The organism is Gimesia panareensis (assembly GCF_007748155.1).
Classification (GTDB): domain Bacteria; phylum Planctomycetota; class Planctomycetia; order Planctomycetales; family Planctomycetaceae; genus Gimesia; species Gimesia panareensis.
On the sequence record NZ_CP037421.1, the window covers coordinates 6,635,114 to 6,648,287 of the forward strand.

General features: G+C 54.9%; 7 protein-coding genes. 3 read left to right on the top strand and 4 right to left on the bottom strand.

What is annotated here, in order from left to right; translation table 11 throughout:
• Nucleotides 1-2 precede the first annotated feature (2 nt).
• Nucleotides 3-3,389 (bottom strand): PSD1 and planctomycete cytochrome C domain-containing protein, encoded by a 3,387-nt coding sequence (locus Enr10x_RS24875; RefSeq protein WP_145451717.1) that lies wholly within the window; start codon nucleotides 3,387-3,389, stop codon nucleotides 3-5.
• A 26-nt stretch (nucleotides 3,390-3,415) separates the two neighbouring features.
• Nucleotides 3,416-4,663 carry a neutral/alkaline non-lysosomal ceramidase N-terminal domain-containing protein gene (locus Enr10x_RS24880; RefSeq protein ID WP_145451718.1) on the bottom strand — a complete coding sequence of 416 codons (1,248 nt, stop codon included), beginning with the start codon at nucleotides 4,661-4,663 and terminating at the stop codon, nucleotides 3,416-3,418.
• A gap of 271 nt (nucleotides 4,664-4,934) precedes the next feature.
• Here Enr10x_RS24880 and Enr10x_RS24885 point away from each other — a divergent pair, with 271 nt between their 5' ends.
• Nucleotides 4,935-5,792: an alpha/beta hydrolase gene (locus Enr10x_RS24885; protein ID WP_232093127.1), complete on the top strand. Its 858-nt coding sequence runs from the start codon at nucleotides 4,935-4,937 to the stop codon at nucleotides 5,790-5,792.
• 20 nt (nucleotides 5,793-5,812) lie between these two features.
• Here Enr10x_RS24885 and Enr10x_RS24890 read toward each other — a convergent pair whose 3' ends face one another.
• Nucleotides 5,813-10,063: a PVC-type heme-binding CxxCH protein gene (locus Enr10x_RS24890; protein ID WP_145114035.1), complete on the bottom strand. Its 4,251-nt coding sequence runs from the start codon at nucleotides 10,061-10,063 to the stop codon at nucleotides 5,813-5,815.
• Nucleotides 10,064-10,145: 82 nt separating this feature from the next.
• Complete coding sequence (locus Enr10x_RS24895; protein WP_145114033.1) at nucleotides 10,146-11,408, bottom strand: SGNH/GDSL hydrolase family protein; 1,263 nt, start codon at nucleotides 11,406-11,408, stop codon at nucleotides 10,146-10,148.
• A 209-nt stretch (nucleotides 11,409-11,617) separates the two neighbouring features.
• Between Enr10x_RS24895 and Enr10x_RS24900 the strand changes: the two genes are divergently transcribed.
• Nucleotides 11,618-12,556, top strand: a complete 939-nt coding sequence (locus Enr10x_RS24900) for a cysteine hydrolase family protein (RefSeq protein WP_145114031.1) — start codon at nucleotides 11,618-11,620, stop codon at nucleotides 12,554-12,556.
• 52 nt (nucleotides 12,557-12,608) lie between these two features.
• A complete protein-coding gene (locus Enr10x_RS24905) occupies nucleotides 12,609-13,163 on the top strand; it encodes a suppressor of fused domain protein (RefSeq protein ID WP_197996224.1) in 555 nt (184 codons plus the stop codon).
• Nucleotides 13,164-13,174: the final 11 nt, after the last annotated feature.

Below are 13,174 nucleotides of genomic sequence, written 5' to 3' on the forward strand. Positions count from 1 at the left end.
AGTCACCGGTAATAAATGAATTCTTTGGTATTAAACATCGCGTGTGCCACGTGCTGCCAGACTTCTGGGTTGTCTAACAGCACTGTCTGTTCACGCGTGTTTCCCAGATCTCGAATCAGAGCCATCCAGCGTTCAATTTCACCGGCATCCGGACTGCGTCCATAAGCAGCGAGAAACATCTGCTGCAGTCGCTGCTCAACTGTGTCAGAAGAATCAGCGAGCAGTCGTTTGGCCCACTCCTCTGCTTGAGACATTACGAACGGATCGTTCATCAGGATTAATGCCTGATTGGGGACATTCGTCACATCCCGTTTTCCAGTGGGCAGTTTCAGGTCGGGCAGATTGAAGCCAACCAGAAACCGGGGTGGGTCCATAATCGACATCTGCAGATAGATGGATCGTCGTCCCGCACCATCTAAAGGTCCGTTGAATAATCGTTTTGAGGGATCCGGTTTGGGGCGGGGAGCAGCGATCGGTCGACCATATAAGCGGCGGTCCAGTCTGCCGGATACAGCCAGCAGCGCATCGCGAATCGCTTCCGCCTCCAGCCGCCGGGTGGGATAGTGATGCCACAGGCGATTGTCCGCATCGATATTCCTTGCCTGGTCTGACACGATTCCTGACTGTTGAAATGCTTCGGTGAGCACCAGCCTGCGAATCAGACGTTTGGTCGACCAGCCCCCTTTGGTAAATTCCTGTGCCAGATAGTCCAGCAGTTCTGGATGCGTGGGTTGTTCTCCCAGGTGTCCGAAGTCATTGGGAGTTCTGACCAGTCCCTCACCAAAGACCCACTGCCAGACCCGGTTGACATAGACACGTGCAGTCAGGGGGTGCTGTGGGCTGACCAGATATTCCGCGAGTTCCAGCCGACCGCTGCCCGGACTCTGGGGAACCTGGTGCCGGCCGGCAAAGACATCCAGAAAATCAGGGGAAATGAGTTTGCCTGGATCATCGACATTCCCGCGAATATTCAGTGGGTAAGAGACTTCGGTCAAGCCACGCTCATCCATGCTGTTGGCCGTGTGAGCAAACGGTAGCTTTTCCTCTAGCTGACGATACTCAGAAACCAGTTTTTTGAGACGCGAACCAGCTGCTGAATTGTTATTGAGCAGCTGTTTCTCCAGCAGCCAGTTAATCAGCTCCACATCAGCAGAACTCGCCTGATCTCTACTCCAGCGATCCACGCTTTCGGTGAGCCAGTTTCCGATGTGCTGGCAGACCGCGGTCGAATTTTTGGGGGCAGGCTGTTCATACAGAGAGGCAAACCGTTCCAGTTCATCGGCGGGCGTTCCTGTCTGATCGTGGCTGACTATTTCGGTCACACTGAACCAGCTCCGTTTGTCGAAACCAAAGTCCTCTGGAGGCAGAAGTTTGCCACCGGCGCGGGTCTTGCCTGTGCGGGGCGGAAAATCGGGATTCAGATCACTGGTCGCAATTTCAAACATGATCCGCTGGATACCGTTCACCAGGGGACGGTCGGCAAAGGTCTGCCAGGCTGGTTCACTCCGGTCGAAGAAGATTACGTTCTCGGTCTGGAAGGCATTGTCGGGCACACGGAGAAAGCCGCTCCATTCTCCCCCCGCCAGCTTCAGGCTGACAATCTTTCCTGGCAGATCCCGTTCAGAGGGAGGTCGGATCGCGCCCGGTAATTTCGAAGAGAGTGCATGCGTGTGATAGCCGCGTGGCAGCAGTTGCTGAATCAGTTGCTCCCCCTCCAGCGCAATCAAGGGCGTGCCATCAGTGACGTATCCATAGCGAATGCCGTCCCCTTCCATCTGCCAGCCCTCGGGGAATCCAGGCTCTGAGAAGTCCGTCAGGACCTGAAACCGCTCCGCGTTTTGCCGTCGATGTGTCTCACTGGCGGTGCGCCAGGCCGTCTGCAGTTGAGCCCAGCTGGTTTTGATTTCGGCAGGAGTCGTCACTTTTAACAGTTGCGCTGCCGGCCAGGCGATGTCATCCGGTTTCAATTCCGCTGCTTTCTTCTGTTTCTTAGCGTTTTTTAAACCCAGTGCTTCACGCCAGAGTTGGCTGCGCGGGGAATCAGCCGATTCAGCTATTGCTGCAGTCAGTTCAGAACGAAACTGTTCCGCCTGGGCACGCCAGCTTTGCTTTAATTTCTGATGGATTTCACCACGCAGGTTCTGTAGTTGCCTGATCAGCGCATCATGTTTCCCCGGTGCATCGATCACACGTGACGTCCAGCGCGGGGTCATGAAGACGGCCGCCAGGGCATAATAATCCCGTTGCGAAATCGCATCCAGCTTATGATCGTGACAGCGGGCACAGGCGACTGTACTTGCCAGAAACGCTTTCGAGAACGCATCGATCTTATTGTTGATCATCTCCTGGTGGATGCCATTAAAATTGATGCTGTCGCCGTGACGATGCTCGCCCATATGATAAAACATCGGCCCGATCAGGCTTTCGTGGAAACCACTCTGGTGATCGATCCGCGGCTCCGGTAACAGATCGCCGGCAATCTGCTCGCGCACCAGTTGATCAAAGCCCACATCCTGGTTGAATGCCCGAATCAGATAATCCCGGTACTCCCAGGAACCTTTTGCCGGGTTATCCCATTCATAGCCATAGGTATCCGTGTATCGCACGACGTCCATCCAGTGCCGGGCAAACCGCTCGCCAAAGTGAGGCGAAGCCAGCAACCGGTCGACGAGCCTTTCGTAGGCAGCCTGGCGATTCTGCTTTGCTTCCGTAACAAACCGTTCCACTTCAGCAGGGGACGGGGGCAGTCCCGTCAATACAAAGGAGAGTCGCCTGATTAGAGTTCTTGGACTCGCTGCTTCCGCTGGCTCTAAGCCAGACTGACGTAATTTCTGCAACAGGAAATGGTCGACCGGTCGTTCAGACCAGTCGTTGTCTGTGACGACAGGGGGAGTCACTTTCTGCAGCGGTTGCAGGCTCCACCAGTGCCGCCGTTTTTCGAAAATCGCCTTCCACGAAAGCGAGGCTGCTTCATCGAGCGTAGGTGGTTTGTCACGTGAGTCCGGCGCTCCCAGTTCCACCCACTTCACAAAGTCGGCAATCACTTCGTCCGACAGTTTTTTGCCCGGAGGCATTTCGAATGATTCGTGTTTGAGTGCATCGAGCAACAGGCTCTCCTTTGCTCGATGCGGCACAACTGCAGCGCCCGACTCACCACCGCTGCGCAGCGCATCGCGACTGTCAACGCGGAGCCCTCCCTTGATATCCGTGGTCGCTGCGGAATGACATTCGTAACAATGCTCAATCAGCACGGGACGGATTTTGTTCTCGAATAGTTCCAGGCCGGGGGAAGGCTTCTCTGCACATAGAGGACCTGCTGTGAACAGACACAGCAGTGTCAGACACGCTGGCAACACTCTCGGTAAAATAAATCGACTGGCCGGAAACATGCAGGTTTCTCCGGATTAGAACAGGTCTACTTCGACCCTTTGGTATTCAGGCTCTCATTCAGTTCGAGAACTTTTCCAATGATTCGCTCTTCCACATCCGGTTTATAGGGACGACTCGCTTCGTAGCCCCCTTCCAGCAGGACACGCTTACTGGGAATATACCCCGAATAGACATTCGAATAGCCGGCGACCCAGATCGCAGGACCATCCTCTTCATACAGTTCCTGTTTGATGCGAAGTGCGTAATCGACGACGACTTCCGTTCCGAGAGCGACCATCGTCAGATCATTGCCAAACTGAATCACCTGCACCGGGTAATCCCAAGGCTCCCGTTTCTTTTCAGGCAGGTACTCCAGTTCCACAGTGCCATAAGCAACTTTGAGCGGTCCATGCAGCTTGTGCTGGTGCAGCAGACTCCTCTGGTTGACTTCCAGGGCCGCTTCTATAGCTGTTGCCAGCGAACGCCCATGCTTATGAGCGTAATGCAGTTCACTCCGTGGATAGGGATTCTGATCGCCGCCGCACCCCATCATGAACAGTGCGGTAACACCCGGATGATCTTTCTCAAAGTATTCCTGAGCGAAGCCGGCGTAGTCACCCAGCCACTTGCGGAAGCCCATTGTTGTGTTGTGACAGGCATAGCCGAACATCACCGCTTTCAGATTTCCCTGGGGATCATCCACTCTTAAAACGGGCACCTGGTGATCGACGCGGCCATTGGGATTGGGATGATTGCGATATCCCGTCGCAGTCGGCGTACGGCGGTTCATGGCGACTGAGCAGCGCGCTGCAGACCAGCTGAGTTGCGCCGGCTCCAGATTTTCGATTGCCAGGCCAATCGTCTTGACCAGCGTGGTTGCCAGTTGATCGTAATATTCCTGGGCATCGTCGCGGCCGTAAGCCGGGCCACAGTGAGTGTGCGAAGCGTTCATCAGCACCGCTTCTGGAGGCACCTTGTATTTCTCCTGAACCTGACTGGTGACATCACTTCTGAGACGATCGATGACTCCAATCAGGTCGAGCGTCAGAAAGACCACCCGGTTTCCCTGTTGATCTTCAACGGCCAGCGCCTTGGCATACAGGTCCTGTTCGGTTCCTTCTGCGGGTTCCTTACGACCGGCATAGCCTGCCATCTTCAATGGTTTTGCTGGGGTGATCTTTGCGGAAGCCGCCCCCGCCTTCCATTCCAGATTTTTTTGTGAATCTGATTCACCAGCGGCAGCCAATGTAGAGAGGCCGAAAACAAGCACGACACAGAGCAAGAATCGATACATGCTGATAGTTTCCCAGTTTCGGGTGAGGCAACGTGCAATCCGAGCCGGGCCGGATCGCGGTGAGGTCATTCCTTCGATGTTACCCGGCACATATCAGCCTATCAACATGTGTTGTGCGATTTTGGTAAATAAGATTTAGAAATGTGTGACGCCTCATTAGGGTTTTGCCTCTGACTACAACCAGATCGACGCTGACGTTAAGATTGAGATCCCATTCAGAATAATTATGTCAGAACATTTATGATTGAATCAAGCACTGGAGAATAACCCTATGAAATCCGTCTATCTGGCACTGTTTTTACTGCTCACGCTTGCAGCAGCACCGATTGAAACTCCCAAACCGGATGAGCAGCTCGCCGTCTGGCCTGACCGTCCGCTGCTGGAAAAGAGCGATGACGAAGTCACATACAACAAAATTATCCGCATCACCAAAGTGAATCGCCCGGCGATTGAATTCTATAAATCGAAAAAGGCGAAACCCAACGCGCCTGCAGTCGTCATCTTTCCGGGGGGCGGCTACAACGTGCTGGCGTACGACCTGGAAGGAACCGAAATCGCAGAATGGCTCAATTCTATTGGCATTCACGCTGTGATCGTCAAATACACCGTTCCCGGCAATCAGCGTGAGCAGGCCCTGAAAGACGCCCAGCGCGCGTTTGGAATTGTCCGCAGTAAAGCCAAAGAGTGGGGCATTAACCCGCATCAGATCGGCGTACTCGGTTTCTCAGCCGGCGGGCACCTGGCAGCGAACCTGTCGACCAACTATCAGAAACGCAACTACAAACCGATCGACGATGCCGACAAGCTCAGCTGCCGTCCCGATTTCACAGTCCTCATCTACCCGGCTTACATCTACCAGGATGATGACAAACGGAAGTCGGCCTCGGAAATCAAAGTCACCGCCCAGACTCCGCCTGCCTTCATCGTCCAGACTCTGGACGACCGGCGCCTGGTCGACAGCGCATTCAACTACACCCGCGATCTGAAAGACGCCAAAGTCGATGCCGAGCTGCATCTCTTTGCCAAAGGGGGCCACGGATACGGTATGCGTCCTTCTGACAATCCGGTCTCCCACTGGCCCCGGTTATGCGGCGCCTGGATCAAACGGACCACATCAGAGCAGGACTGATTTCAAGCAGGAACTCTGCCTCAGGGACCGCCGACCACTTTGAAGCGGCCCAGGGGCTGCTGATCCGAATTCACAAACTCCGCTCGCAGGCCCACGTCGCCCCGCAGACTGCGATCGACCTCAAAAATGATCTGACTCCGCCCGGAAGGCAGGACCAGCGTAGTCGTTTCGGAAACGGAGACCGGCGTTTCATTCAGCCATATCTTCAGCCCTGTGGTGGAGTTCAGCTTCAGCTGTACGTTCCCCGCTTGAGTCACATCCACCAGGGCCATCGCCTGTGTGATTGGTTTCTGCAGATTCAGGTCGTTTGCCGGCAGAGTTCCATTCACCATGCTGTAGGCAGCTGTTCCCGAATTAGCCAGCGATTTGATCTGTGTCGCCTCGTTGCCTGTTAACGAAGTATCCACACCTCGCAGACGCCAGCGTCGCACCACCTGGGCCGCACTGGTTGCGTAAGGACCGGGGCGCCCCAGCTCGGTGACGAACTTAACCAGGTCCAGAAATTCCTGTCGGCTTTTCAGCTTGCTGGCCAGTCCCTGGGGCATCAGCGAAGGCAGCTTCTTCGTGAACTCAATCTGCTCTGCCGGAATCGTCACCTGTTTCCCCTGATGAGCAGCATCTTTGAGCACGACCTTGGAATCATCCTTCACCACCAGAATTCCATTGATCACGCGGCCTTCATCGGTAACGACCATCATGCTCTCGTAGAATTCCTTGATCACCTTGGAAGGTCGCAGGAAGGAATCGACAATGTAATCCGGCGGGGAACTCGATCCAATGGCCGCCAGGTCTGGTCCCAGTACCGGGCCTGCATTCGAAATACTGTGGCACTTCATGCACGCCAGTTCGGTCCGGCGGAAGATCTGCTCTCCTCGGGCCGCATCTCCCTGCTCTCTTGCTTCAGCAGCCAGGTCGAGTACGTTTTCTTTCAGCAGCTGTGCTTCCAGGGAATCCTGCATCACCCCACCTCCAAAGGCGTCGATCAACGCCTGGTTGGTTTCCCCCGTTTCTATCAGGTGCTGGCGAATCCGGGACGCCATCGCGGGGTTCAGCTTCGCTGATTTCAGCTGTTCCGCCAGGATCCCGGCTCCCCCTTTGCGTTTGGTGAATGCCGTTAAGAACCAGCCCGGGTCAGCCCCTTCCGGATCATGTGTGAGAACCTCCGGGGTCCGTTCAGCTGCCTGTTTCAGATCGTGTGCCGCCAGGCCATAGATACCCAGCAGACGCTGATCTACCGGTTTCTTTGATTGGATCAGTCCGTTCAGAAACTTGAGCGAAGCTGGATCGCCCAGCAAGCCCAGTGACTCTGCCGCCAGCTGTTTGACTTCCGGATCGGTGTCTGCGGCATTGATTTCCCGCTGCAGTCGTTTCCCTTCCCGTGTCAGTTTCCAGGAACCGATCAGTCGGGCCACGGATTTCTGAACCGGTAATCCGGGCACGACGGCGGAGCGACTGACCATCGAACCGATATTTCCCTGGGGGACAACCCCCCGTTCCCGGGCCGCCCGATCCATGGCATCCAGCAGAATGCTCAGTGCCTCGGGAGATATCCCTTTGCCACCCTGTGTTTTATATTCACGGGTCACTTCGACCAGGCTCAACACAAGTGGTTCCAACTGATTGGCATTCGCTTTTTCTGCCACCACCTGAGCCGGGCCTGCTAACAGATTCGCATCAATACTGCCTGCATTTAACAGGTCAATAATCACATCAATCGATTCATTCGAGAGCAGGTTTGCCAGCGCATAGTTTTTATGCGCCGGCTTCTCAAACTTTACTTTGCCTTCCTGCTGGGCTTTGACCCAGTGTTCCTGCAGACCGTCGATGGTCAGCTTCAGTGCGTGTTCCAGGTAGCGATCCATCGGCGCATCGATGGCTTTGACCGCAATCGTGACCGAACGCGGATCGGGAATAAAACCAGCCGTCAGCACCGCCTCCAGCCGCACACGGGGATGTGGATCGTGGATCGCCGTCTCCAGTAGTTCCAGGGGGTTCTTCACCTCTGGGTACCAGTAGCGCAGCACCCGTAAGGCAGCCGCCCGAGCCCGCGGATCTTTAGCTTCCAGTACCTCGCGCAGCAGTTTCTCATTCACGACACCAATGGTCTGATAGCACCAGAGTGCTTCCAGGCGGTGATGATCATAGTTTGGTTCCTCGGGGGCCAGCGTGAGCAGCCATTCATCGAGGGCCTGTTTCGCCTGCTGCTGGTCGGCATCGTAGAGCACGCGTCTTACCTGCTGCCGGGTATAGCTTTCCGGATCACGGAGATGGTTGACCACATCCTGCAACGGCACTCCCACCAGTTGGGGGCGTTCGACCAGCGGGCGTCCTTTATAAGTCACGCGCCAGACTCGACCGTGTGTCGTATCGCGCCGTTCATCACGAAAGCTGTGCTGCATATGGCCGATCAGCGGGTTGTACCAGTCCAGCACATAGGCAGCTCCGTCCGGTCCCATCTTCAGATCGACAGGGCGGAAGTAGGAACTGCTCGACTGGATCAGCGGGTCGAGGCTCTTGATGGAATAGCCGGCCCCGTCGTCAGTCACTTCATAACGGGCTACCGCATGGGTTTTGTACTGGTTAGTCCAGATCTCTCCCTGGACTTCCGGAGGGAAATGTCGACTGGCCACGAATTCGCCGCCACACTGTTTCGTTCCCTGGCCGCTCGCCTCATAGCCCAGCTTGGCACGACTGTTTGCGGTTAGCGGTGCACTGAAGTAGAGCCGCGGGTTATCAATCACGAAAGACTGCCCCCAGTCGTCGAACATGTGTCCCCAGGGGTTCGAGGCCCGATAGTCAGCGAAGACATTCAATTTCAGGGTGCGGGGCTGGAACTGGAACACGCCCCCGTTTTCCAGGCGTACCGTACCATAGGGGGTCTCCACCTGCGAATGCATGAAGGTCCCCTCCTGAAAATAGAGCCAGCCACCCGGCCCCCACCGCCAGGCACTGATTGAATGGTGGTTGTCCTCCGTTGCAAACCCGGTGAGCACCACTTCGCGATGGTCGGCTTTCCCGTCGCCGTTCGTATCCTTCAGAAACAGGAGGTCGGGGGCATTAGCCACGTAGACGCCTCCATCCCCCAGTTCGAGACCCGTTGGTACATAGAGCCCATCCGCGAAGACCGTCGATTTATCAGCCTGACCATCGTTGTCCGTATCTTCCAGAATCACAATCTGATCGTTCGGCTTCTCACCCGGTGAAACCTGCGGATACGAGGTAGAACAGATGACCCATAACCGCCCCTGCGGATCCCAGGTCATGTGAATCGGATTGACCAGCATCGGCTCAGCCGCGAACAGATTGACTTCATAACCTGGAAGTGTTTCAAAGGTCTTCCGTTCCGTTTCGGGAGAATGGTCCTGCGTCAGTTCGAACGGCCTCTTCAGGTTCGGAGCCGAATTCGCGACTGCCAGACGTTCGGGAGTCGTCCCCACCGGTTTCTCCAGCCCCCAGTGGATGGCGTTGATCAGCAGACGGTTATAGGCATCCAGCCCGAATGAATTTTCATGTCCCAGCGTGGTCGTAAAGACCCGGCTGCCCCACTCGTTCTTCCACGTCCAGGCCACTGGCCAACTCATTTCGCCGCCGTTCAGTTCGTAGGTGCCGAACTGGTTCTTGAAGATTCCCTTACGTTTCGACTTCCCGGTTCCCGTCAAAAGCGGAGTCGCGTCGGCGGGAATGTTCGCTTTATAGAGCACGCCCGGATCCAGGAATTTAGCGGCAACTCCATTCAGGATTTCATGGTTGCGATGCTCCAGCACATGTTCCACCACTGTCTCACCCGAGAGGTGGAAGAAGTATTCAGAGCCAAGCACGCGTTTCCCGAAACCCTGGTTCCATTCAGCCAGGGGGTGTCCTTTCTCATAATCAAAGGCATGCGTACTCGTGCGCAGTCCAACGACCGGCTTTCCTGATTCGATATACTTCTGAATGTGTGCGAACTGGCGTGGAGGCAGTTGCAGAAATCGCATGTAGAAAACCGCCAGGTCTGCGTCGTCCAATGCTTCCAGACCGGGCAAACCTTTCTGGCTCCGCTCCGGATCGCCATCGGGCAGCACCACGGTGGTTTTAAATCCATACTGTTCCAGCCGTTTGGCGAAAGCAGGCAGCGTCTTCTGGGGAGAATAATGGGTCGTCCCCACCACAAAGACCACGTGAGGCTGCTCCGGTTTCTCTTCTGCAGCAAAACCCGTTTGTGCAGATACAAGCAGAATCGAAGTCAAAAACAGTACCAGGCAGGAACGCGCCTGTGAAATGAAGTTTCGCATGAGTCACTCTGATCTATCGGGAAGTAAAAGTATCGTTCATAGAGTAAAGATCGTTGTCTGATCGTTCTGATCCAGCGCAGTGTCAGTCGACCCGGATCAGTTCACATTCCGCTGCCTGAAGAGGTTGTGCCTCCTCCTGGATGGTCTTTTCTCGCGCTGCAATCAGTTTTCCGAATGTTTCCATTTCTGGCGGAAAGGAGACGGCACCGAACGGTTTGGTGCGGCGCCCAAAGATATATTCCGCGTTATGAGCGCGATAAACATAAAAGAACAGCTCATTTTTTCGGTTGATGATAGAGCGCAGGTCAGCGACCTGAATTTGAGAAGGGAGTTTCACTAACACCAGCCCCCGGTCCCAGTCACTGGCGCTGCCGGTCAGAATCACAGTCCCGTCTATGACCAGTCGATAATTTCCCTCGGGTAAGTGCTTCACCGTCAGGCGGGGTTGTGCCGCCAGCAGTTCGCTGTGGGCGATCGATCCAGCGGGCGGTGCCGGAACCGGCAGCGTGCGGGGTTTGATGGTGAACTGAATTTTGTCAGCCAGAAACTTCTGTTGCGTGACATCCGCATTAGTCGCCTCAATGGTTTCAGCCTGTCGATCGACTAGCACTTGAGGACTGTTGACCTCTTTGCCCAGCAGCTGCTCTGCAGTCAGCTGGCTCACAGCCCAGTACCCGTATTCATTCAGATGGATCCCGTTGTGTGTCAGTTTCTGGGAGGGGTTCTCTTCCATCAGTTTCTGTGTCGCAGAATACAGGTCGACAAAAGGCAGTTGATGCTCTGAGGCGACCGTCTGCATGACACGGGTATATTCTGCCAGGCTCTGGTTATGTTTTACCGGATCGGGCAACGGTGCGCCCATGTTTTCATGGGCAATCGGAGACAGGATCGCGACCCGTGGTGGCGTTTTGCCGTTGTACTTCTGAGACTGGAGATGTTTCAGAAACTGTTCCCAGTGTTCACGATATGCTTTCACGCCGCTCGGACCGGCAAATGATTCATTCATGCCGAAGCAGGCAATGATCACATCCGCTTTCTCTTCCTGCAGGTGATCGTCCAGCGAACCGAAGTTGAGCGGCCGGGGCTGCAGCGTCAGGGTATCACCCGACCAGGCCAGGTTGCGAAAGCTGAGTTTGTCAACCGGTGCGTGGGAAGTGAGCAGCGTTTCCAGGTAGTTGTAGAGCCTTAACTGATCCGCGAAGGTGTTGCCGATGAAGACAATCCGGTCTCCGTCCTGCAAAACCAATGGCTGTGATGAAACATCTTTTTTTTCTGCCGCATTCACAAATGATGGCGTCAGTAGAAGGGCGGCGATCAGCAGCAGCCATCCGGGATGATTACGCATAGTCTCTAATCCTGAAGTTGTAGCAGAGGTCGGGAGAATCTTCTCTATTCTGATTCTATTATGAGTGACCGGCAGAGCAAAAAAAAGCCTGTCTCCAGCCAGATTGACGTCCCTTGGGGAATTTATAAACGAATTCGAATTGAATTGTGCGCAAGCTCACTCCACAATGAGAGCATTCCCTTTTTCTCTGGACAGAGGCAGGAGACATTATGTTGCATTCAGATCACCGATCTCGACGTCAGTTTGTTCAATCACTGCTGCAGGGCGCAATGGCGGGCACGCTGGCCCCTTCCCTGGCTTCTCTGCTGGCAGCGGAGTCAGCAGCAACGTCCCGTCAGATTCCACCGGTGCCGGGCGTGCTCTCCGTCGAGTTGAGAAAACGGGGCAAGGAAGCATCAGCCCCGCCGGTGATGGAAATGGCTGAATGGAATGCCTCCGAAACCGCAATCATTATCTGCGACATGTGGGCTGATCATCCCTGCAAGCTGGCCGCACATCGGGTCGGCCGGATGGCACCCCGGATGAACGAGGTGATTTCGAAAGCCCGCGATCGGGGCGTCGCGATCATTCATGCTCCCAGTGGCGGCATTCAGCTCTACGAAGACACTCCCTACCGCAAACGCATCAAAGAAGCGAAGCCAGCCAAGCCGCCAGTCAAGATTCAGGGCTGGTGTTACCTCAATCCGGAAAAAGAAGCCCCCCTCCCAGTGGACGACACGGTGAAACGTACGGATGGACCAATCCGGGGCTGTGACGATCCCTTCCCGACCTACCAGCCGAATCACGATCGCCACGAGCATCCGGCTCTTAAAATTATTGGCTACGATGTCATCAGCGCGAATGGACAGGAGATCTATAACTTCCTGGAACAGGAACAGCGGAAGAACATCGTACTGATGGGCGTGCATACCAACATGTGCGTGCTGGGACGCCCGTTTGGGATTCGCCAGCTGCGATACTTAAATAAGAACGTGGTCCTCTGTCGCGACCTGACCGATGCGCTCTACGATCCCCGCGACAAACCCTACGTCAGTCACACCCGCGGCACCGAAATGATTATCGAACATATCGAGCGCTACTGGTGTCCGTCGATTCTCGGTAAAGATCTGACCCAGGTCATTCCTGGATCGGATAACCCGACCAGTTGAAGAAACTTCAACTCCTTCCTTATTTTCGTGCTTTTCAAGGACATCTGATTTAGTGGACACATTCGAAACAAACTGGCTCAAGGCGTTGGAAGAACGCTTTGGGGAGATTGATGCGATCGTGGAAGTGCGGGCGAATGACAACCAGCCTGAAATCAAAGTCATCTACTTTGAACACCTGCCCGAAGAGGGCACCCTGACCGCGGTGACCTGTGGTCTCTCACAGTCCTCTCATCCGGACTGGGAAGAGGGATCAAAGCCGGAACTGATCGTCTCACTGGATACGAATGACAAAAGCTGGGGATTTGCTGCCGGCTTTTTCGCCTCCGCGTTCTTCAATCAAAAACGCTTTTCCTATGGTGACATTTTTGAGATTGACGATCCGATCTCAGAAGAAAGTGAGATGAGTGCCTACCTCGTATTCGCCCCTTCGTTTCTGAATCAGGATGAAGCGACATTCGAACTACCCGATCGCACGATTCATCTGAAAGGACTCTACCCTCTGTATGAATCGGAAATCGATGTGTACGATCAGATCGGGCTGGAAAAATTCTGGCACTCAGACGAGTTTGATATGTATGACGTGAAACGAAAACCAGTGACCGGATGAGTGTTTGTCAG